Genomic DNA, 22,008 nt, shown 5'->3' on the forward strand with positions numbered 1-22,008 from the left:
TCAGCCCAATTTCACTAGTTCCAACCACCTGTTCACAGTAACCACAGGCTCCCTGAAGATTAAAAATAATTACTTTTCTGATTTGTTGAGTTAATTATATGTTATTGTTTTTTCTTTGTCAACCGTTTTCACTAATTTTTTACTAATTTTTTTAATTATTTTTGTGAAGCGCCTAGAACTTCTTCAGAAACTCTGATAAAAGTCTCAATGATATAATCTACTTCTTCATCCGTTAATTTGGTGTGAAGTGGTAGTGTAATCTCATTTACAAAGTAGGCATAAGCCTTAGGATAGTTTGCCATATCAAAGCCAAGATTTTTATAGGCTGTCAAAAGAGGAAGCGGTTTGTAGTGAACGTTACTTGCGATTCCAGCTTTGGCCAATTCTTGGATAATTTGATTGCGTTGCTCGAGACTAGCACCTTCTACATGGGTAACGTAAAGGTGACGACAAGATTCAACAGTATCTGTCTCATGCGCCAATGGGTGAATACGAGTTCCTGCAAATCCACGGTCATAGCGACTTACGATCTCTTTACGACGTTGAAGCAAGCTAGGATAACGGTCCAACTGAACCAGACCAAGTGAAGCCATGATATCTGTCATGTTGCACTTGTAGGCAGGTGTTACGATATCGTATTCCCATGAACCCAGTTGCATCTTAGCTAGCGCATCTTTTGTTTGACCATGAAGAGAAAGAATCTGGAATTCCTTGTACATTTCTTCATCATCAATAGCTGGATTAGCTTTCCAAGTCGCACTTCCTCCTTCAGCAGTTGTGAAGTTCTTAACTGCGTGGAAAGAGAATGACGTAAAGTCTGCAATGGAACCAGCTGGTTGTCCCTTGTAGGTTGAACCCAAAGCGTGGGCACTATCAGACACAATCACAATACGGTTAAAGGCCTTTTGCCACTTGCTAGCAGCTGTAAAGAGGTCACGTTTTTTCTCAACAACTTGGAACAAACGATCATAGTCACAGATAATCCCTGCAAGTTCTACTGGGATGATAACCTTAGTCTTCTCAGTAATCGCTTGCTCAAGCTTGTCATAATCCATTTCAAAGGTATCACCTTGGATATCAACCATAACTGGTGTAGCACCTACGTGAGTGATAACGCTACATGATGCTGTATAAGTCATAGCTGGAACGATAACTTCATCACCAGGCCCCACTTCAAGCACGCGCAAGATCAATTCAAGAGCTGCTGTTGCAGAGTTGAGGCAGACTGTCTTAGGTGTCTGAGTGTAGACAGACAAACGACGCTCCAATTCTTTTGTCTTAGGTCCTGTTGTGATCCAACCAGAACGGAGGGTATCTGCTACTTCAGCAATCTCAGCTTCGGTAATATCAGGTGGTGAAAATGGAATATTATACTTTGTCATTGTTTTACTCCTTTGATCGGTTTCAATCTTGCGACTACTTATTTTAAAACTTCAAATACAGTCTGGAACATGATTTTGATATCTCCGAAGAAATTAAAATCACGTAGGTAGGCCAGATTATAGTGCATCTTTTCTGGAAGGACTCTTTCGACATAAGCTTGGTCGACCGACATACCTTTTGCAGTCATTTGACTGATAATGGCATCCTCGTCCTTATAGTTAATGCTGGCAAGCGATGTAATCCCTGCTGGCAAGAGCAAGGTAGCCATCATTTCAGGGCTATACTGTTCTGTGTAGCGTGGTACTTCTGGACGAGTTCCCACAAAGGACATCTCTCCTTTGAGAACATTGACCAATTGCGGAAGTTCATCCAAACGAACACGGCGAATGAAATTTCCAACCTTGGTGATGCGGCTGTCATTTGCAGAAGTTACTAGGCTTCCTTTTTTATCAGCATCTGATACCATGGTACGGAATTTCCAAATCTTGAAATGTCGGTTGTACTGGGTTACCCGTACCTGCTTGTAAATGACTGGACCCTTGCTATCTAGCTTGATCCAAATGCTTAGAATCAGAAATACAGGTGAGGTCAAGATTAACAAGATCAAGGCTAGAAACAAATCTAGACAGCGCTTGAGAATCAGAGAGCCTTTTCTTTTAGAAACAAGCTGGTAGTATGGTTTTACCTCATCTAATTGCATTTCTTGAGGTAGTTCACCCCATTTCAGCATGCACATTCTCCTCTGTTTTTTAATATGTAATCTTTAAACATTCTACATTATACCACAAAATGAAAGAGGCGGTGCAAGAAATCTGTATTTTAAAGGAATTCTTCCTTAGGATAGAGCTCCTGCTTGTAAACTATACATCTTGTGATAGGTACCTCCCAAGGCTAAAAGTTCCTCATGTGTGCCACTCTCTATGATTCGTCCCTTGTCAAGGACATAGATACAGTTAGCATCCTGAATGGTAGAAAGACGATGGGCGATGGCAATGGTGGTTCGACCCTGTCTCATCTTGGCTAGGGAATTTTGGACCAAGGCTTCTGTTTCAGAGTCAATATTGGCTGTCGCTTCATCCAAAATCAGTATTTTCGGTTGACTGGCAACGGTTCTAGCAAAGGCAAGAAGTTGACGTTGCCCAGTAGAGAAACTCGAACCACGCTCAGACACTGGGGCATCATAGCCTAATGGAAGATCCTGAATGAAAGAATCTGCATCCACAAATTCTGCCGCTGCCTTAACCTGGTCATCGCTGATATCTTGGTACATGGCGATATTGGACTTGATGGTCCCATGATAGAGGAAAGGTTCCTGTAGAACCAGACCGATATTTTTTCTCAATTCCTCTTGGCTATACTTACGAATATCCACACCATCTAAGAGAACTCGACCTGACTGAAATTCATAAAAGCGCATGAGAACATTGATGATAGAAGATTTCCCAGAGCCAGTATGTCCGACAAAGGCGATGGTTTCACCTTTATTAACCGTAAAGGAAATATCATCGAGAATCTGGTGTTTTCCATCATAAGAGAAGGACACATGTTCAAAACGGATATTTCCTTCTCTAATCTCCGCTTGTGCATTTTCTTGGGTCGGTTCATAGTTGGTTTCATCGATAAGTGCAAAAACACGACCTGCTGAAACCATAGATGTCTGAAGGGTAGAAAAGTTTTGTGTTACTTCGATGAGGGGATCAAAGAGGCGATTGATATACTGGATAAAGGCATACATGGTCCCTGCTGTTATGCCTAGATAGAGACCACGATAGCCAAAGTAAGCCATCAAAACTGCATAGCCCAATAACTTCAACAAACTCATGGCCGGACGTAAAAAGAGGGAATCTAGGGCTACTGAACGGTTAGCGTAGACCAGGTGTTCCTGGTTTATCCCATCAAACTCTTCTTGCAGGCGTTTTTCTTGATTAAAGGCTTGAATAATGCGAATCCCTTCGATATTTTCTGCCAGCTTACTGTTGATATCTGACAAGAGACTTCTGGTTTTTTCAATAACCTTGACCGATTTTTTACGGTAGAGATTAACCAAAAGGAAAATCAAAGGTAGAAAGAGCAATACTAAAGCTGTCAGACGATAATCCAAAATAAGCATGGTATATAGGGTTGTCACAAAGATAAAGACTGCTGAGATAAAGCTGGATAAGATTCCTGAAAACATATCACTAATAGTCTCAGTATCATTGGTCAAACGCGAGACGATAGAACCTGCAGGCGTTTTATCAAAGTAAGACATGCCTAGCTTTTCCATATTGGCAAAGGCATCACGTCGAATATCTCTAACAATGCTGTAGGACACACGCGCAAAGAGAAGGTTCCCCACATATTGGACAATAGTTTGAAGAATGTAGAGTCCATAGTAGGCCAGCAAAACTGTAACAGCAAGCTGGTTGAGATTATGTAGATACTGGTCGATAAAGTGCGAAGCTACCAAGGGGATGATACTCTTGATAACAGTCGTCATAAGGAGAAAGGCTAAGGCTAAAAAGGTTAGGAGACCATAAGGCTTGAGATAGGACAACAAGCGTTTCAATACAGTCCATTGTTCTTGTTTATTGCGCATCTTCTTCTCCTTTCATTTCTAATTGTTGTGACTGGTAGGTTTGTGCGTACCAACCATCCAAGGCTAGTAAGTCTTCATGTCTGCCTCGTTCAATGATGCGGCCATTTTGCATGACCAAAATCAAATCTGCATGGACAACTGCACTGAGACGATGGGCTGTGATAATGGTCGTTTTATCTTTGCGAGTTTCTTTGAGATTATCGATAATAGCGAACTCTGTCTTGGCATCTACCGCCGATAAGGAATCATCTAAAATCAGGATATCAGGATTTAAAATCATAGCCCGACTCATAGCCAGACGTTGCTTTTGTCCACCAGATAGACTGACACCTTTTTCGCCGATAACCGTATCAAATCCCTGGGGCATGGCTTGAATGTCTTGATAGACTTGAGCCAGCTTAGTTGCTTCTTCTACTTCTGAGAAAGGGAGGTCAGGATTTCCAAAGCGGATATTATTTATGATGGAACTGGCAAAGAGAAATTGGTCCTGTGGGACGTATCCCATCAAACTACGCAAGTCAGCTAGTCGATAGTCACGAATGTCATGCCCATTTAGATAAATGGCCCCTTGGTCAACGTCATACTCACGTAGGAGCAACTTAATCAAAGCAGTTTTTCCTGAACCGGTCTGCCCAACCAAGCCCAAAGTTTGCCCTTTTTCGAGGCTAAAATGAATATCTTTCAGTGTCTCTTCATCTTCAAAGGCAAAACTATCAATGGCATAGTCCAAGCGCCCATTTTCAATCCCGTAAAGTGGAGATTCTGGGTCTTTGACAGGTGATTCTTGAGACAAAAGGCTCTCAATCCGTTGGTAAGAAACTTTCCCTCTTTGAGTGATATTGAAGAGGAAACCAATCGCCATCAAAGGCCAGACCAACATATCCAAGTAAGAAATAAAGGTGACCAGATTCCCAACAGTTACCTGTCCTGCTTGTACCATAAAGGCACCGACTAAGAGAGTTAAGGCATAAGAAGAACCAACAAAGAGCAAAACCATTGGATCAAAGAGGCTATCATATTTCATGGTTTGCAGATTTTTTTGGAAGGTCAAATCATTGACTTCCTGGAAAGATGCCAATTCATCAGCCTGATAACCAAAGGACTTGGTTACCTTAATACCTGATACAGACTCTTGAACCTTATTGTTGAGTTCTGAAAAGGCTGCTTGCGATTCACCAAAAGCTTTGTGGGTCTTTCTCCCCAGACGACTAGTCGCATAGGCCATAAATGGCAAGGGAAGAATGGCAACCAAGGTCATCTGCCAAGAAATGCTAAAGAGCATGGTTAGTAAAGTCACCAAGGCTGTGATAGAAGCATCTACCGCAGACATGACACCTCCACCAGCTAGACGAGTCAGGGCATTGATATCATTGGTTGCGTGAGCCATCAGGTCCCCTGTCCGATAATTCTGATAAAAAGCAGGCGACATCTTTGTAAAGTGCTCAAATAGTCTTGAACGCATGATTTGCCCTAGTCGGTAGGAGGTCCCCAGGATATACATACGCCAAACATAACGCAGATAATACATCCCGAAAGCTGCCAGCAGGAGATAAAAGAGATGTAGCAAGAGCTCGTCCTGTGTTAATCGTCCTGAAGTAATGGCATCAATTACGCGCCCCATAACCATAGGTGGGATGAGGTTGAGTACAGAAACCAAAACCAAAGCTACAATTCCGACTAGGTAACGACGTTTTTCTAACTTAAAAAACCACCAGAGTTTTTGGATGATAGACATAAAATTCCTTTCTAATGACAAATGGAAACCTGAGGCATGAACCCCAGGTTTTTCTTATTCATAGGTGACAACGCTCAGTTGACCCTTGTCATACTCAGCGATAAAGATATTGGCCACATTATCATACCCTTGCTTATTCAGATGATCTAAGAGCCATTCTTCCGTTAAGCTGAGAGTATCGAGGACATCCGACTGAATGACACCATCTGTGATGACAGGATACTTAGGATTTTCATCTCCATTTTGTACTACAATCAGCTGACCGTTTTGCTCTCGTACAGCACGCTTGACTTCTTTAAGCTGGAAGATACCTTGGCTACGAAGTTTAAGGGCTACGTCAGAAGCTGATAAGCCAACAGATCGACAGGCTTCTGGATCGATTTCCCCATTTTTGATGAGTAGGGTTGGTTTTCCATCAATCATTTGTTTTACAAGGCCAACGTTATTAGTGAGCCACTTGAGAAGCAAAACCAAGATTGTCCACATAATCAAGATAACTGCATACTGAAGGATGGTAATAGAGCTATTATAGATAACCCCACCGATGATTCCCCCAAGAACATAGTTTTGGATTTGGTCAATTGCTGAGTTGGGCGCTAGATTTCCCTTCCCTGTCACGTTGATAACAAAGACAAGAGATACAAGACCTAAAGCCAGTTTAATCAGAATTTCGATATAGTTAAATGTCATTTGTTTGCCTCCACTAATTCAATGTCACTTGTTTGATACAAGTCAAGTTTTTCCAAGAGATATTTATCCGGCTCACTGCCACTTAAGGCACGGTAGTATTTATCTCCTACCTTGAGAAGGGCACCATCTGTGGCTGCAGAAGTATTGACGTAGACCTCTGATTTATCCACCCCTAAATCCTCAGAAACAACTTCTATAAAGTGAAGTGAAGTTTGAAATTGGTTGTTGGAAGCTTGATTTGACTGATAAGTAGATATAATACCGAGAATGACAGCCAGTAAAGCCAAAGACGAGATCATCATCAACTCGCGAAACTTGGTTCCTCGATGGTCGCGGTAAGCCTTAAAAGCAAAAAATCCAGTGATGGCAAGCAAGAATACTCCAAAGCCAATCATGACACTATTTTGTTGGCCAATCTGGCTCAAAACATATTCATATGAGTAAAATTTCATTTATTTTCAATCCTTTACATAAATCATTCTTTATTATATAGGAATGACCTTGATTTTTCAAACTATACGCTGGGGAAATACGCGTATCAGACCAACTTCTCTAACTAACGACTCAAATACCTATTTCAAGATTCTGATTTTGATAATTGATAAGAATAGACACTAGGAATTATCACTACAAAGAAAAGTGTCAAGAAGAATATCCAGTAAACATATAGCTGAACAAAGGCATTTAGAAACAATAACAATCCTCCTAATACCCAAATTTTTCCAGCTATGCGATGCGTTTTGCTCCAGTTCTCATCATTCTCCAAAGTCCACGGAAGTCGAATACCGATTATATAATTTCGGCGTGTTTTTGGTAGATAATTTCCAATTACAATCATGATGACTCCCATAAAAATCTGAGCTAGAATTCCACTCATCATAGAATAACCCAAAGATGCTCCGTAGATAGAAATCATCGATAGACAAGATACAAAAGGAATAATCCAGTAAATCAAAAGTTGTATTTTTGAACTAATATTGCTGGACTTAGGATCCTTGATCATCAAGAATAGAATCAACCAATGCATCAAAAGCATGAGAGCCGGTAATCCAAAGATAGCAAACATTTTATGATCGTAGCCATCTGCTTGGCCCAGTAGATTAAAATGAGTCGGCATCTTCTCTGGTAGTTGAAACCAGAAAACACAACCTACAAGGGTAGGCAGTAGGATAAGAATGCTAGTATATAATACCAATTTCTTATTGATTTTTATCTTCATCTAAAAATCTCCTTTCAGTTCTGCTAACCACACCATCATATCCTCTAAAACTGATGTATTTAACTCATAATAAATAAAGTTTTTCTCTTTCATTTCACGAATCAAATCCGCTGCTTTCAAAATCGTAAGGTGGTGTGAAATTGTTGCACCTGTTAACTCAAAATGACTGGCAATTTCTCCTGCAGATAATCTGCCTGTTTTAAGCAAATTCAAAATCTCCCTCCTGACTGGATGAGATAAAGCTTTAAAGCTATTTGCAAAACTCATGGTGCTTCCTTTCTATTCGCAATATCAGTAAGGCAAGGAATAAGCAGGGTAGCACTGCTATCAGTCCTGCTGGTGACGGACCAAAAATCAAGAGGCTTGAAGCTTTTTCTCCAGGCAGTTGAAAGAGTAGTCCAAAACCTGCAGTTGCATTGATTGCCCCATGAAATAGTGCTGAAGCCCAGATAGAACCTGTTTTTTCCATCAACCAACTCAACAATATTCCTATGCTAAAACAAAATAGGAACATGGCGACAACTCCCAAAACGGGATAAGCAAAATAAGTTAGTCCATAATTAAAGCCTTGCAAATTAATTGGTAAATGCCATAGACTCCAAATGAGACCAAGTAAGACATGAGTCTGTACTAGTGAAAAGCGTTCTCTTAGAGCTGGGTAAAGATAACCACGCCAACCAATTTCCTCTCCCAATGCAAATAAGCTATTAAGAAAAGGAGCGTAGGTTAAACTAGCTAGGATTTGAATCAAGACCAAGGAAGATAGGGGGATCGGTGATTGAAGGATACCTTTTTCTTGTAAGATGGCTTGAATAGATTCAAAATCAAGGCTGAAATTGTTAGGAAATACAAGAAAATAAAGTCCTGCTCCTAAAAAACTGATAACTGCTGGCAACCAGATAGCTAGTAAGTAAAAGCGCCAGTTCCTCTTGAGATTCACGACTAATTTAGACTTGATTCCACTAGGTTTTTTCGTTATTTTCCCTAAGAGAAAGACTGCAAGCGCAGGCATCCACATGGCCACAATACTAGCAAGCTGACTCAATGGAGAATTTAGTCCAATACCACTTAGCCATAGTGCCAACCATATTATCCAAGCAAGACCATAAGCCAAGACCACAAAAAGAGGGATTGTTCTCTTATTCAACATATTTGTACACTTCACTTTCTATTTAGAAGTTTTTCTAAATAACATTATACACCTTTCCAATTTAAACACAAGAACTATTTAGATTTTTTTCAAAATAGTTTCGAGAATTTTTTGTTTTCTAAGGATAAAGTCTAAAGAGTGAGTTTCCAAACTAGAAACTCGCTGGCTTTACTTTTTTTTGATAAAATATAGGAAATACATCTAGAAAAGGTACACACTATGAAACTAATCTCATGGAATATTGATTCACTCAATGCAGCATTGACGAGCGACTCTGCGCGTGCGAAATTGTCACAAGACGTTCTCCAAACCTTGGTTGCCGAAGATGCTGATATTATCGCCATCCAAGAAACCAAGCTTTCAGCTAAAGGTCCTACTAAAAAACACCTTGAGGTACTGGAAGAACTCTTCCCAGGCTACGAAAACACCTGGCGTTCCTCTCAAGAACCTGCCCGCAAAGGCTATGCTGGAACCATGTTCCTCTATAAGAAAGAACTGACCCCAACTATCAGCTTCCCAGAAATTGGCGCACCTTCTACTATGGACATGGAAGGACGCATCATTACTTTGGAATTTGATGAATTTTTCGTGACTCAGGTCTACACTCCTAATGCTGGGGATGGCCTCAAACGTTTGGAAGAACGTCAAGTTTGGGATGTCAAATATGCGGAATACTTGGCTGAACTAGACAAGAAAAAAACTGTCCTAGCAACTGGAGACTACAATGTTGCCCACAAGGAAATTGACCTTGCTAACCCAGCCAGCAACCGTCGTTCACCAGGTTTCACAGACGAAGAACGTGAAGGATTTACAAACCTTTTGGCCAAAGGATTTACAGATACTTTCCGTCATGTCCATGGAGATGTTCCAGAACGCTACACTTGGTGGGCACAACGCAGCAAGACTTCAAAAATCAACAACACAGGCTGGAGAATCGACTACTGGCTCACAAGTAACCGTGTGGCAGACAAGGTTACCAAGTCAGATATGATTGATTCAGGCGCACGCCAAGACCATACACCGATTGTCTTGGAGATTGAACTTTAAGGAGAAACGAATGGACTATCAAGCCGTCATCCCTGAATTTGTAGTATCTGACATCGAAAAGTCGCGCCGCTTCTACTGCAACTTGCTGGGATTCACTGTCCAATACGAGCGTCCAGAGGAGAAATTTCTCTTCCTCTCGCTTGAAGACTGCCAACTTATGCTAGAAGAAGGCAGTGCAGAAGAATTAGCCCAACTGACTTATCCTTTCGGACGCGGTGTCAATATTTCCTTTGGCATCGAGGATGTTCCTCGACTCTATCAGAAAGTAATCGAGTCTAACTATCCTATTCATCGTCCTTTGACCAAAAGAGAATTTCGTGTTGGTGAACAATATATCTATCCTCATGAATTTGCAGTTTTAGACCCAGATGGTTATTTTTTAAGATTTAGTGAATAAATAATAGAGCATTACAGTGAAAACAGAAATAAGAAAAAGAGGCATGTGCCTCTTTTTCTTATTTCCTATATCCTCACCTGTCTATCTTCAGATCGTTGTCCTGTGACAAACATGGTGAAGGTTGCCTTGCAGACATTTCGGCCATCTTGGTTGGTGATATCAACATCGACGACACAAGTTGTACGTCCGTGATGGACACATTCTCCCTTGATAGTGAGAATGTCCCCTAGATTTCCGGCTTTCAAGTAGTTGATGGAAGACTGGAGTGTCACTCCGTCTAAGCCTAGCGAAATCACCACAAGTCCACTGATTTGGTCACAAAGGGTAAATAGATAGCCTCCATGGGCATTCCCATAGTAGTTGAGTGAGGAGTCCACTACTTTTGTCGTCACCACAACGTGGCCATCTCTCATTTTTTCGATTTCATAGTTTTCAAAGGCAGATATAGCGTCAAAGTGAAAATCTTTCATACGTTCCTCCTGATATTTCAAACGACACTATGATACTACTTTTCAAGACTCTGTGCAAGGGAGAAGCACTTATTCAGGTAAAATCCCAACCTGCTCCACAAAGCGCATAAAAGCTGCCTGTCCTTCTTCTGTTTGCTTATAAACCCCTGCATCTTCCAATACCCGAGCGAAGATTTTACCCACAGATTCTTGGACAATTTCGAGAGCTTGGTCTTTATCAGTCAATCCAGGATGACTTTCCTTCAACTCATCTGCCCATTCTTGGTGATAAGTTGCGACTGATACTTCTTCTCCGACTAGATAAGCTGCTACTTGCTCTACTTCTTCCTTCAAGCGTGGGGGCAAGATTGCTAAGCCCATAACCTCAATCAAGCCGATATTTTCCTTCTTGATATGTTGGACATCCTTATGAGGATGATAGATACCATCTGGATGCTCTGGAGATGTTTGATTGTCTCTCAAAACCAAATCCAACTCAAACTGTCCATCTCGTTTACGGGCTATCGGTGTGATAGTATGGTGCGGAGTTCCATTGCTTTCCGCCAAAACCTGCACACTTGGATCGGAGTATTGACGCCAAGCCAGTAAGATTTTATCCGCAAGGTCCGTCAAATCCTCTTTAGAATCTGAAGTTAGTCGAATCACAGACATAGGCCACTGAACAATTCCTGCTTTGACAGATTCAAAACCATCAAAAGTAAAGCATTTCTGTAAAGGAGCCACTTCCATTGGGAAGACATGTCGCCCACCTTGGTAATGATCATGCGTCAGGATGGAGCCACCCACAATTGGTAGGTCAGCATTCGAACCTGCAAAGTAGCCTGGAAATTGCTCCACAATTGCTAACAAACGTTCAAAACTTTGGCGACTAATGGCCATAGGACGATGCTTGCTATCTAGGAAAATACAGTGCTCATTAAAGTACGCATAAGGCGAATATTGGAAGCCCCACTCCTGCCCAGAAATATCAAAACGTATAATACGATGATTGCTTCTAGCTGGATGATTGACACGGCCATGATAACCTTCATTCTCCATACAGAGCTGACATTGAGGATAGTTACTCGACTTGACCAACTTAGCTGCCGCTATCTCTTTTGGATCCTTTTCAGGCTTAGAGAGATTGATGGTAATCTCCAGTTCACCGTAGTCAGATAGTACACGATAAGCAATATTCTTTGCGATAGCCTTCAGTTTGATGTAGTCATTCTTCTGACTGAGTTGGTAGAAATCCGCAATTGCCTGCTCTGGTGACTGGGCATAGGTAGCCCAAAAGTCACGATTAACCTGACTTGGACAAGGAGTTACCAAATCCATGAGGTCAGCTCCGAGAATCTCACTCGCAGCCTGACTATCTTCAATTGTTTCCAATCGAACGGCTTCCTCGACAAGATGCTCTTTGAGATCAATCAGGTCCGATTGGACTGTTTCAACTTCCAAGACAGCATCACCAACCAAAGCCGAGACACGATTAGTCAGATAGATACGATCCAACTCTTCAAAACTACTTTCTGCAATAACTTTGGTAACAAATGTTTCTACTAAGGTCACTAGAAAACCTCCTTCTGACTAATCAAGAACGCGAGTTCCACCTGCCACTTCAGCGATATAGAAACTTGGAGCGTAACCAACTACTTCCTCGTAGTGCTTGCCTACAGCCTCTTTAAAGGACTCAACAGCATCATTTTGAACCAAGGCGATCGCACAACCACCAAAACCTGCTCCTGTCATACGAGCACCAAGAACACCTTCTTGAGCCCATGCAGTGTGAACGAGGGTATCTAATTCCAAGCCAGTTACTTCGTAATCATGCTCAAGTGAAACATGAGAAGCATTCATCAAACGACCAAATTTTTCCAAATCTCCTGCTTGAAGAGCGGCTTGCGCTTTAAGCGTACGTTGGTTTTCAAGAACGGCGTGACGAGCACGTTTCAAGCGATTTTCGTCTTTGATGAGGTAACTGAATTCATCAAAAGCCCATTCATCCAATTCACCCAAGGTTTGAATGTCCAAGGCCACTTGGAGTTCTTCTACTGCTTTTTCACATTCAGCGCGGCGTTCATTGTACTTAGAATCTGCTAGTTCACGGCGTTTGTTAGTGTTCATGATCACAACGACATTGTCCTTCAAATCAAGGGGAACCAAGTCGTATTCTAGAGTATTAGTATCTAGGTAAATAGCACGTTGGTCTGCCCCCATACCGATAGCAAATTGGTCCATGATACCAGAGTTAACACCGATAAAGTTATTCTCTGTCAATTTTCCGATTTTTACTAAATCTAAACGGTCCAATTTTAGGTCAAAGAGGTATTCTGCCACGACACCAGTCAAAAGCTCCAAAGATGCAGAAGAAGACAAGCCCGCACCATTTGGGATATTTCCAAATACATAGAAATCAAAACCTTTATCAATCACATGACCAGCTTCTTGCAAGAAATGAAGGACACCTTTTGGATAGTTGGTCCAGTTGTGCTCTTTCTCAAACTTAAGGTCAGCTAGAGGAACTTCGATAATTCCTTTATCCTCAAAGTTTGCTGAGTAGAAACGCAAAACTTGATCATCGCGCTTGCGAGCAGCCCCATAAGTTCCTAGTGAAATAGCTGCTGGGAAAACATGGCCACCGTTGTAGTCAGTATGCTCCCCAATCAAGTTGATACGGCCTGGTGAAAAGAAGGTTTGATCTGCTTCTTGACCAAAAACAGCAAGAAAATCCTTGCGAAGTGCTTCAGCAGTAAGATGTTGTGTCATATGAATTCTCCTTTGACGAATTGTTAGGTAAAAAACCTTAACCTGTAATCGTTTTCTTCTATTGTACCCAAGGGTTTTGCTTTGGTCAACATTTTTACCTATATTTTACTAAACTATAGGTAAAAAGCAACAAAAATATGCTATAATAACCTAAAAAGGAGGGGAATTATGGCTACACTCAAAGATATCGCTCAGCTAGCCTCTGTCTCGATCGCAACTGTATCCCGCGTTCTCAATCGCGATCAGAGCCTATCTGTTACAGAAGAAACTCGACATCGTATCTTAACCGTCGCAGAAGAACTAGGGTATACAAAACATCTCAAAACAGGCGAAAGTCATAAACTCAAACAAAAAATTGCTATCATCCAGTGGGTCAGTGAACAGGGAGAGTTAGAAGATCTCTACTACTACCAGATTCGACTAGGAATTGAAAATAGAGCCCAAGAATTAGATTACGACATTTTGCGCTATTTTAATGACCAACCTTTTACGCTTAGCGAAGAAGTGATTGGGATTCTTTGTATTGGGAAATTTAGCCAAGCACAGATTGCATCATTTGAGGAATACCACAAACCCCTAGTATTTTTAGATAGTGATACAATTGCCCTTGGTCATACCTGTGTTATTACGGATTTCTATAATGCAGTTAGACAGGTCGTTGATTACTTTACAGACCACGGGCTTAAAAAGATTGGTATCTTATCCGGTCTTGAAACTACTACTGACCATGAAGAAGTTATCTCAGATAAGCGTTTAGATTACTTTATATCCTATACGCAAGAAAAAGGAATTTATAACGAAAAATTCGTTTTCCAAGGCTCATTTACTGCCCAATCTGGATATGACTTGATGAAGGAGGCTATCGAAAAATTAGGAGAGAAGCTTCCACAGGCCTTTTTTGCAGCCAGTGATAGCCTGGCCATTGGTGCCCTTCGCGCCCTTCAGGAAGCCAGCATCAGCATTCCCGAGCGCGTCAGCATTATTTCCTTTAATGATACCATTCTAACCAAGCAAGTGTTCCCACCACTTTCCAGTATCACAGTCTACACCGAAGAAATGGGACGCACAGGAATGGATATTCTGAACAGAGAAGTCCTTCACGGACGCAAAATCCCAAGCCTCACCATGCTAGGAACCAAACTGACTTTAAGAGAAAGTACCTTGCATTAAGTGCAATAGTTGAACACAAAAAAACTAATAGAGATTCTCAAATCCTATTAGTTTTTTCTTTTTATACTCAATGAAAATCAAAGAGCAAACTAGGAAGCTAGCCGCAGGTTGCTCAAAGCACTGCTTTAAGGTTGTAGATAAGACTGACGATGTCAGTTACCTATATCTACGGCAAGGCGAAGCTGACGTGGTTTGAAGAGATTTTCGAAGAGTATTAATCCATCACAATCATAGACTTGATAGTCTTGCGTTCATCCATGTCTTTATAGGCTTGATCAATCTCGTCCAGAGTATAGCTATCAGTAAAGACACGACCCGGATTGATATCACCGTCAAGAACTGCTTTTAATAAAACTTGTTTATCATAAGTAGTAACTGATGCTGCTCCACCTGCCACTGAGATATTTTGAGCAAAGGTCGAACCAAGCGCACGGTTATTGTAGTGAGGCACACCGACAAATCCCATGCGTCCTCCATTATGGAGTACACCGAGAGCTTGGTCGACGGCTGCTTCTGTACCGACACATTCGAGAGCTGCATCTGCTCCACCACCAAGAATTTCTCGCACCTTGGCAATGCCTTCTTCACCACGTTCAGCTACGACTGCTGTCGCGCCTGACTCCAAGGCCATTTGTTGACGGTCTTCGTGGCGACTCATGAGGACGATTTGCGATGCTCCACGCATCTTAGCTGCAATGACAGCACATTGGCCAACAGCCCCATCCCCGATAACGACAACCTTGTCTCCTTTTTGCACATTAGCAACACGCGCTGCATGGTAACCGGTTGGCATGACGTCAGCCAGAGTCAAGAGAGATTTGAGCATGCCCTCGCTATAATCTGAAGGTTGACCTGGAATTTTCACAAGTGCCCAATTGGCAAAGTGGAAACGGATATACTCAGCCTGGACCCCACCTGACCAGTTGGTACCAATATGGCGGTCACAAGTCCCATCATAACCGGCACGACAGGCATCACACTCTCCACAACCATGAGTGAAAGGCGCGATGACAAAGTCACCTGGTTTTACAGTAGTGACAGCCTCACCAACTTCTTCGACAATTCCGATAGCCTCATGACCACTATTACTATGCCCTTCTTCGATTTCGGGATTGCGGTAACTCCAAAGGTCTGAACCGCAAACGCAAGTACGAACAATGCGAATAATGGCATCATCTGCTTCTTGAATGCTTGGACGCTTGATTTCCTCAATACCGACCTGACCTGCCTTTGTATATACTGCTGATTTCATTTAAAATTTTCCTTCCTTGTAAAGTTTAATTTTGTGATTTAAGCGATTTAAAGCCACCTGTAACTGAGACAAGCGCTCCTCTAATTTTTTCTTTTCCTCTTCTAAGATACCAAGCCTTTCCTCTCTCGTTTCATCCCCCTCTTGGTAGAGCGACATATAGTCAACTAAACTGTCCACAGAGACACCTGCCGAACGAAAACACTTAATAAATTCCAGCGCCTCAATATCCTGATCTTGAAAATCACGAATCCCAGTTGCAGTACGAGTAATCGGTGGTACAAGACCAACCCGTTCATAATACCGAATCGTATCCGCTGAAATTCCCAACAAATCACTGGCTGATTTAATGTTCACATGCTATCCTCCTCTCATTTTATTCACTGAGTTTAAGCTATTCTAACTCACTTATCTTATTATATAACTTTGAGTTGACTCTAAGTCAAGCATTTGGCATCTAATCGAAAAATTTTTATAATTAGCATTCATGTATATGGAGTTTGTACAATGCTCTTAACTTACCAATCTTTTGAAGTACTTAAATAATAAAGAAAGTTCTCTATTCCAAATAAGATAGTACCCAATCATTTTTCACTTTTTTCTAATGATGATGCTCATAACTCCTCTCCAACTCACACACCTTTCGCTTATGGGCTTGGTGAGTTTCTAGGTCTGCATCAACCTCAATGGTGATATTTTGGAAACCACAATCTTTGAGTAGGGTTCGAATGGATTCTTTACAAACCTCCATCTGTTCAATCTCTTTTAAACAAACATGGACAATGGCATTTTTTTCCAAACCATCCATGGTCCAGAGGTTTAGCTGATTGATACTAGCAACGTGGTCCAATTGCTCCAAGTCACTCTTGACTTGCTTGATATCGACACCTTCTGGCACAGCATCAAGGAAAATCTTAAGTGTAGACCAAAAACGTGGAATGGCTTTTGACAGAATAAAGAAGGAAATGACAAGGGATAGGAGGGGATCCAGAATATACCAGTCGGTAAATCGCAGAACAATGGCCATTAGGATAACAGCCACCCAACCCAAGGTATCTTCCAGAAAATGCAGGCTAAGAATGGATTCGCTTTTTGTTTTTCCTTTACGAACGACAAGACTAGCTAGCACATTAATGCTAACAGCTATGATTCCTAACCAGAGGATTCCCTCATCATCGACCGGCTGTGGATTAAAGAGTTTTGTTACATTTTCCAAAATAACCAAAACGGACCCTGTCATGAGAATCACAGCCGTTACCAAGGCACCTAGAAGACTAAACCGCTTGTAACCTAGGGTGTATTGACTATCTTCTTCACGATTGGAAATTGTTTCTAAAACGGCTGATACCCCAATTGCAATTGCATCTCCAAGATCATGGACAGAGTCAGCAAGGACCGCACTAGAACCAAAAATCCCTCCTGCGATAAACTCGATAATGGCATAACTCAAATTTAAGAAAAAAGCTAGCCAAACAGCACCTTTCGTTGTCATTTTTTCATCCTCCTTTGGTATAATAGTAGTATAAATATTCCCTTTACTAGTATTATCTCTTACTCCGAAAAGAAAGGATAGGGGCAAACTGTTCTCTTTGTAAGTTACTGAACAATTTGTTCAAAGTGTCCATATGACTAGTCAAGACCGCCGCATTACCAAGACACGAAAAGCTATCTATACTGCTTTTTTACAATTATTGAATCAAGCAGATTACGAATCCATCACAGTCCAAGAGATTATTGACCTAGCAGACGTTGGGCGCTCCACCTTTTACAGTCACTATGAGAGTAAGGAATTACTCCTTGACGAGCTCTGTCGTTATCTCTTTCATCATCTTTTTGAACGCGAGGAAAATATATCTACAGAGGCTTATTTAACTCATATCTTTTCACATTTCAAGAAAAACCAGGACCACGTCACCAGCCTCCTTTTCTCTAAAAATGACTACTTCCTCCGTCAATTACAGAAAGAATTGGAACACCATGTCTATCCCATGGTTGCCAAAGACTTACAAGTTTCCTATCCTAATATTCCTACTTCCTACCTCAAACACTTTGTTGTAACTAACTTTATCGAAACACTAACCTGGTGGCTCAAAAAAGGGAAATCTTATAAGGAAGATCAAGTAGTGAGCTTTTACTTAGATGTCTTAGAGATGAAGTAGCAAACACAACTATAGATTTCATATCCACTCAAAGAAAAATACCAGTCGACATTCTATCATTCAAATATTCCAATTCATCACGGGTATTTTACCTCTACTTTCTACTTACTAATCTAATCAAACTATATTTTTTGAGCCAATAAATTTACTAAAAAAATTCTAAGACAAGAAGTCTTAGAATTTTTTTATCGTAACCAACTTTCGTCTAACTGGCCTTTACTCTTGCTAAAAGCTTTTCCATGTTCATCAATAACAGCATGAATCTCTTGGCATTGTTTGAGAGTTAGGCCTTCCAAGACGTTACCATAAACAGCATGCATTTCACTATAGGTTTTAAAGTTTCCAAATCCTAAGCGTCGAAAAAGTCTTCTAGCATATTCATCCGAAATAAAAACTGGACGATCAAAAAGATAAAGCAAAAGTGCATCTGCAGTCTCTGGCCCAATCCCTTTTAACTCCAAAAGTTGCTTTCGTAAATCTTCTGTTCCAATCTTGGCAAGAACCTCAAAACCACCAACTTCTCTTAACCAGATCAGAAGTCCCCTAATCGTTTGAGACTTTTGCTTAAAAAATCCAGCAGGTCGAATACGTTCCTGTAACTCTTCTAGCGATAAATCCAGAATCCCCTCTACTGTCATGACATCCATAAGACCTGATAAAGCTAACTTAGCATTCTTCTCAGTTGTTCGCTGGATCAGAATAGTCGATACCAAATCTTCCAGCTTGTTATCCGATTGCCACCAATTTTGCTCTCCATAGTGCTTGCAGAGTCGCAAAAGAGTTTCTTGTATTTCATCTTTCTTGATCATTTCTTCAATAATCCCTGTTCCACCAAGAAATCATGTGCAACAGTATAAGCATCCTTACCATCAATACCAACCTGATAGTTCATCTGACTCATCTGGCTCTCGGTGATTTTACCAGCTAGTTTATTAAGAACAGCTTCCAACTCCGGATGTTTTTCGAGTAATTCAGCTTTCATGAGTGGAGCACCTTGATAAGGAGGGAAGAGGTGTTGATCATCTTCTAAAATTTGAAGTTGGTAACGTTCGATTTCTGGGTCTGTCGAGTAAACTTCCATAATCTGAATATCTCCAGCCTTAATTGCATCATAGCGAAGAGCTGGCTCCATTGTTGCCACATTGAGATTTAGTCCATAAACAGATTGCAATCCTTTGTTTCCGTCTTCACGGTCGTTAAACTCCAGAGTGAATCCTGCCTTGAGCTGTCCTTCTACTTTTTTCAAGTCTGAAATCGTCTTAAGTCCATATTCTTGCGCAATTTTTTTAGAAACTGCTATAGCATAAGTATTTTGATAAGCCATGTGATTCAGCAAGACTAGATTATCCTGTTTCTTAATACCATCACGCGCAGCTTCAAAAACTTCTTCAGAGTCATTGCTCACTTTAGGAGCTGGCTGCAAGAGAGCGCCTGTAATAGTACCTGTAAATTCTGGATAGATATCAATGTCCCCTTTTTTCAGCGCTTGATAAAGGAAATCTGTCTTCCCAAAGTTAGGCTTGACCGTCACCGTCATATCCGTATTTTCCTCAATGAGGAGCTTGTACATATTCATGAGAATCTCAGGTTCAGGTCCCAACTTCCCAGCTATAACCAGATTTTCTTTCTCTTTATTTGGAATCATGCTTGGAGCATAACTTGCTCCCAAACCAAGCACCATAACAGCAAAGGCTGCAACAATTGTACGCAACTTTGCTTTTTCCAACCATTTGAGAACAACATTAAAGAGAATGGCCAAAATGGCTGATGAGATTGCACCGATTAAAATCAGACTAGCATTCCGACGATCAATTCCCAAAAGGATAAAGGAGCCCAATCCTCCAGCTCCAACAAGAGCGGCTAGAGTTGCTGTCCCAATGATCATAACGGTTGCTGTACGAACCCCCGATACAATGACAGGCATGGCAAGTGGAATTTCAAACTTCTTGAGTCGCTCCCACTTGGTCATTCCAAAAGCAATCCCTGCTTCCTCAAGACTAGGATCAATGCCGTTCAAGGCTGTGATTGTATTTTCCAAAATAGGGAAAATAGCATAAATGACTAGAGCTGTAAGGGCCGGTAAGGTTCCAATCCCCATGAAAGGAATAAAGAGACCCAACAAAGCCATTGAGGGAATGGTCTGGAAGATACCCGCAATTTGTAGCACCCAATTCGTCGCTTTTTTGTGGCTATTTAGATAAACCGCAAGTGGGATGGTCAGAAAAATAGCAACCAATAAGGTCAAAAGAGACAATTGTAAGTGTTGTCCAAGGGCCGTTAACCATTCCCCAAAACGTTCTTGAAATGTTGAAATCAAATTAGACATGAAGGCTACCTCCAAACAAGTTTGCTACAAAGTCTGTCGCAGGCGCTTGTAAAATTGTTTCAGGTTCTGCGACCTGGCGAATTTCTCCATCTTGCAAAACTGCAATTCGATCCCCTAATTTCAAAGCCTCGTCCGTATCATGAGTAACGAAGATGGTGGTCATCCCGAACTCCTTATGCAAATCCTTGGTGAGAGCTTGCAACTGCTTGCGAGAGATAGCATCCAAGGCTGAAAAGGGCTCATCCATCAGCAAGATTTTTGGTTCCCCAATGATGGCTCGTACAATGCCAATCCGCTGTTGCTCCCCACCAGATAACTCGTTTGGTAACCGATGAGCATACTCTGCAGCAGGCAGGCCTACCTTGTTCAAGAGTTCTTCTGTTTTAGAAGCGATTTGCTCTTTGCTCCAGCCCTTCATCTCAGGAATGAGAGCTATATTTTCCGCAACCGTCAAGTTAGGAAATAGGGCAATAGCTTGGAGGACATAGCCGGTACTGAGACGTAACTCCCGTTCATTATAGTCCTTGATGCGTTTTCCATCCATATAGATATTGCCATCTGTCGGCTCCAAGAGTCGGTTCACCATCTTAATCATGGTGGTCTTACCAGATCCTGAAGGACCCACTAGCACCATGAATTCTCCATTTTCAATACGGAGATTGACATCTTTTAAAATATTTTTATCCGTGTAGCGCAAGGCTACATGTTTGTATTCAATCATTTAATCTACCTCATTTTTCACGATCACTTTACCAAAAGAATGGCTTCCTTCCAGATAAGCATGCGCTTCCTGAATTTGGTCAATCTTATAAACTTTTTCAGGCCCTACATCTACACGATACTGCTCGACAAAATCTACCAAAGCCTGAAGCTTATCTTGAGACACATTGCCAGAAGCAAAGGTCGTCAAGTAGAGATTGCGAGAGAGCATCTCGATCGGATCAAAGTCTGGAACAGTCCACTGACCACCTAGTAGGCCACAAGAACAGATAATCCCACCTTCTGCTGTCCGCGCAAAAGTATCGAGAATAGCACTTGGACCAACAAGATCCAAAACCTTATCGAACTGCTCTTTCGTTTGCAAGACACCATCCTTCTCCAAAATCACTTGATCAAATCCGACCGCTTTCAGTTTCTCTTCCTTAGCAAGATTTCGGCTAGTTCCTACCAAGTGAATATTAGGAAATTTCCCTTTCAGCAGTTTAGCAAAGGCAATTCCTACACCACTGGTTGCCCCGCGAACTAACACGCTATCTTGCTCCTCAATCTTAAGATTGAGAAAAGAGCCAAAAGCCGTGTAATAAGTTTCCGGAAGGGCGATCAAACTTTCCAAATCAAGTTCTGTCTTGATTGGATAAATTTGCTCATTGGGAGGAAGGGTATACTCTGCATAGCCTCCATCAAAGGCTCGGCCCATCTCCCCCATAATGGAAATGATTTGCTGGCCAATCTTCAAATCCGGTCGTGTTGTTTCCTCCACAAGACCGACACACTCAATTCCTAACACACGAGGAAACTTTACTGATGGTGATTGTCCCTTGCGGGTAAAAATTTCACTGTGATTGATGCCAAATCCTTGGATTTTCACCAGGGTCCAACCTGCCTTCAGGACTGGTTTTGGTCGTTCGACCACTTCTAATACCTCTGGTCCACCTGGAATGCTCACCACAACTGCTTTCATAAGGTA

At 41.5% G+C, this 22,008-nt stretch carries 23 protein-coding genes and 1 other annotated feature (1 of these 24 running past the window's edge); of the genes, 4 read left to right on the plus strand and 19 right to left on the minus strand.

Going from position 1 to position 22,008, the window contains the following annotated elements:
• Nucleotides 1-95, minus strand: a binding site (T-box leader) (it extends 136 nt beyond the left edge of the window).
• Between the two features lie 60 nt (nt 96-155).
• The 9 genes from AAFQ93_RS09475 to AAFQ93_RS09515 form a co-directional block, all read right to left on the minus strand.
• Nucleotides 156-1,382, minus strand: a complete 1,227-nt coding sequence (locus tag AAFQ93_RS09475) for a DegT/DnrJ/EryC1/StrS family aminotransferase (RefSeq protein ID WP_375555285.1) — start codon at nt 1,380-1,382, stop codon at nt 156-158.
• Between the two features lie 38 nt (nt 1,383-1,420).
• Nucleotides 1,421-2,113 carry a sugar transferase gene (locus tag AAFQ93_RS09480; RefSeq protein ID WP_223140095.1) on the minus strand — a complete coding sequence of 231 codons (693 nt, stop codon included), beginning with the start codon at nt 2,111-2,113 and terminating at the stop codon, nt 1,421-1,423.
• Between the two features lie 105 nt (nt 2,114-2,218).
• Nucleotides 2,219-3,961 carry an ABC transporter ATP-binding protein gene (locus tag AAFQ93_RS09485; RefSeq protein ID WP_223140096.1) on the minus strand — a complete coding sequence of 581 codons (1,743 nt, stop codon included), beginning with the start codon at nt 3,959-3,961 and terminating at the stop codon, nt 2,219-2,221.
• On the minus strand, nt 3,951-5,696 hold the full coding sequence (locus tag AAFQ93_RS09490) for an ABC transporter ATP-binding protein (protein WP_375555286.1): 1,746 nt from the start codon (nt 5,694-5,696) through the stop codon (nt 3,951-3,953). Before AAFQ93_RS09490 ends, AAFQ93_RS09485 begins: the two co-directional genes overlap by 11 nt.
• A gap of 54 nt (nt 5,697-5,750) precedes the next feature.
• Nucleotides 5,751-6,386 (minus strand): DUF421 domain-containing protein, encoded by a 636-nt coding sequence (locus tag AAFQ93_RS09495; protein WP_375555287.1) that lies wholly within the window; start codon nt 6,384-6,386, stop codon nt 5,751-5,753.
• Nucleotides 6,383-6,838, minus strand: a complete 456-nt coding sequence (locus AAFQ93_RS09500) for a DUF3290 family protein (protein WP_375555288.1) — start codon at nt 6,836-6,838, stop codon at nt 6,383-6,385. Before AAFQ93_RS09500 ends, AAFQ93_RS09495 begins: the two co-directional genes overlap by 4 nt.
• A 125-nt stretch (nt 6,839-6,963) precedes the next feature.
• Entirely contained in the window at nt 6,964-7,605 is a 642-nt protein-coding gene (locus AAFQ93_RS09505; RefSeq protein WP_375555289.1) for an SdpI family protein, read from the minus strand.
• A complete protein-coding gene (locus tag AAFQ93_RS09510; protein ID WP_000006514.1) occupies nt 7,606-7,872 on the minus strand; it encodes an autorepressor SdpR family transcription factor in 267 nt (88 codons plus the stop codon).
• The gene (locus AAFQ93_RS09515; protein ID WP_375555290.1) at nt 7,856-8,755 is read right to left on the minus strand and encodes a CPBP family intramembrane glutamic endopeptidase; all 900 of its coding nucleotides are present in this window, start codon (nt 8,753-8,755) and stop codon (nt 7,856-7,858) included. The genes AAFQ93_RS09510 and AAFQ93_RS09515 overlap by 17 nt, the downstream gene beginning before the upstream one ends.
• A 219-nt stretch (nt 8,756-8,974) precedes the next feature.
• On the opposite strand from AAFQ93_RS09515, the gene AAFQ93_RS09520 reads away from it, so the two are divergent.
• Together AAFQ93_RS09520 and AAFQ93_RS09525 are read left to right on the plus strand one after the other, a co-directional pair.
• Nucleotides 8,975-9,802: an exodeoxyribonuclease III gene (locus tag AAFQ93_RS09520; protein ID WP_375555291.1), complete on the plus strand. Its 828-nt coding sequence runs from the start codon at nt 8,975-8,977 to the stop codon at nt 9,800-9,802.
• Between the two features lie 10 nt (nt 9,803-9,812).
• On the plus strand, nt 9,813-10,199 hold the full coding sequence (locus tag AAFQ93_RS09525) for a VOC family protein (RefSeq protein ID WP_315639813.1): 387 nt from the start codon (nt 9,813-9,815) through the stop codon (nt 10,197-10,199).
• A 65-nt stretch (nt 10,200-10,264) separates the two neighbouring features.
• Here AAFQ93_RS09525 and AAFQ93_RS09530 read toward each other — a convergent pair whose 3' ends face one another.
• The 3 genes from AAFQ93_RS09530 to AAFQ93_RS09540 form a co-directional block, all read right to left on the minus strand.
• Nucleotides 10,265-10,669, minus strand: coding sequence for a PaaI family thioesterase (locus tag AAFQ93_RS09530; RefSeq protein WP_045763132.1), 405 nt, complete (start codon nt 10,667-10,669; stop codon nt 10,265-10,267).
• 69 nt (nt 10,670-10,738) lie between these two features.
• Nucleotides 10,739-12,220 (minus strand): UDP-glucose--hexose-1-phosphate uridylyltransferase, encoded by a 1,482-nt coding sequence (locus AAFQ93_RS09535; protein ID WP_375555292.1) that lies wholly within the window; start codon nt 12,218-12,220, stop codon nt 10,739-10,741.
• 18 nt (nt 12,221-12,238) lie between these two features.
• Complete coding sequence (locus AAFQ93_RS09540) at nt 12,239-13,417, minus strand: galactokinase (RefSeq protein ID WP_375555293.1); 1,179 nt, start codon at nt 13,415-13,417, stop codon at nt 12,239-12,241.
• 168 nt (nt 13,418-13,585) lie between these two features.
• Between AAFQ93_RS09540 and AAFQ93_RS09545 the strand changes: the two genes are divergently transcribed.
• Nucleotides 13,586-14,587, plus strand: coding sequence for a LacI family DNA-binding transcriptional regulator (locus AAFQ93_RS09545; RefSeq protein WP_375555294.1), 1,002 nt, complete (start codon nt 13,586-13,588; stop codon nt 14,585-14,587).
• 214 nt (nt 14,588-14,801) lie between these two features.
• Here AAFQ93_RS09545 and AAFQ93_RS09550 read toward each other — a convergent pair whose 3' ends face one another.
• The 3 genes from AAFQ93_RS09550 to AAFQ93_RS09560 all read right to left on the minus strand — a co-directional run bounded on the left by AAFQ93_RS09550 (nt 14,802) and on the right by AAFQ93_RS09560 (nt 17,328).
• On the minus strand, nt 14,802-15,839 hold the full coding sequence (locus tag AAFQ93_RS09550) for a zinc-binding dehydrogenase (RefSeq protein ID WP_375555295.1): 1,038 nt from the start codon (nt 15,837-15,839) through the stop codon (nt 14,802-14,804).
• Entirely contained in the window at nt 15,840-16,193 is a 354-nt protein-coding gene (gene nmlR / locus AAFQ93_RS09555) for a stress response transcriptional regulator NmlR (protein ID WP_223140109.1), read from the minus strand.
• Nucleotides 16,194-16,437: 244 nt separating this feature from the next.
• Nucleotides 16,438-17,328, minus strand: a complete 891-nt coding sequence (locus AAFQ93_RS09560; protein WP_375555296.1) for a cation diffusion facilitator family transporter — start codon at nt 17,326-17,328, stop codon at nt 16,438-16,440.
• Between the two features lie 133 nt (nt 17,329-17,461).
• Between AAFQ93_RS09560 and AAFQ93_RS09565 the strand changes: the two genes are divergently transcribed.
• Nucleotides 17,462-17,995, plus strand: coding sequence for a TetR/AcrR family transcriptional regulator (locus AAFQ93_RS09565; RefSeq protein WP_223140111.1), 534 nt, complete (start codon nt 17,462-17,464; stop codon nt 17,993-17,995).
• Nucleotides 17,996-18,180: 185 nt separating this feature from the next.
• On the opposite strand, the gene AAFQ93_RS09570 is transcribed toward AAFQ93_RS09565, so the two are convergent.
• From AAFQ93_RS09570 to AAFQ93_RS09585, 4 genes are read right to left on the minus strand one after another with little or no spacing between them, the layout of a single operon-like run.
• Nucleotides 18,181-18,804, minus strand: coding sequence for an endonuclease III domain-containing protein (locus AAFQ93_RS09570; protein ID WP_223140112.1), 624 nt, complete (start codon nt 18,802-18,804; stop codon nt 18,181-18,183).
• Nucleotides 18,801-20,321, minus strand: coding sequence for an ABC transporter permease/substrate-binding protein (locus tag AAFQ93_RS09575; protein WP_375555297.1), 1,521 nt, complete (start codon nt 20,319-20,321; stop codon nt 18,801-18,803). Before AAFQ93_RS09575 ends, AAFQ93_RS09570 begins: the two co-directional genes overlap by 4 nt.
• The gene (locus AAFQ93_RS09580) at nt 20,314-21,042 is read right to left on the minus strand and encodes an ABC transporter ATP-binding protein (RefSeq protein ID WP_375555298.1); all 729 of its coding nucleotides are present in this window, start codon (nt 21,040-21,042) and stop codon (nt 20,314-20,316) included. The genes AAFQ93_RS09575 and AAFQ93_RS09580 overlap by 8 nt, the downstream gene beginning before the upstream one ends.
• A complete protein-coding gene (locus tag AAFQ93_RS09585) occupies nt 21,043-22,002 on the minus strand; it encodes a zinc-binding dehydrogenase (protein ID WP_375555299.1) in 960 nt (319 codons plus the stop codon).
• Nucleotides 22,003-22,008: the final 6 nt, after the last annotated feature.

It is taken from the genome of Streptococcus nidrosiense (assembly GCF_042140045.1).
Taxonomy (GTDB): domain Bacteria; phylum Bacillota; class Bacilli; order Lactobacillales; family Streptococcaceae; genus Streptococcus; species Streptococcus nidrosiense.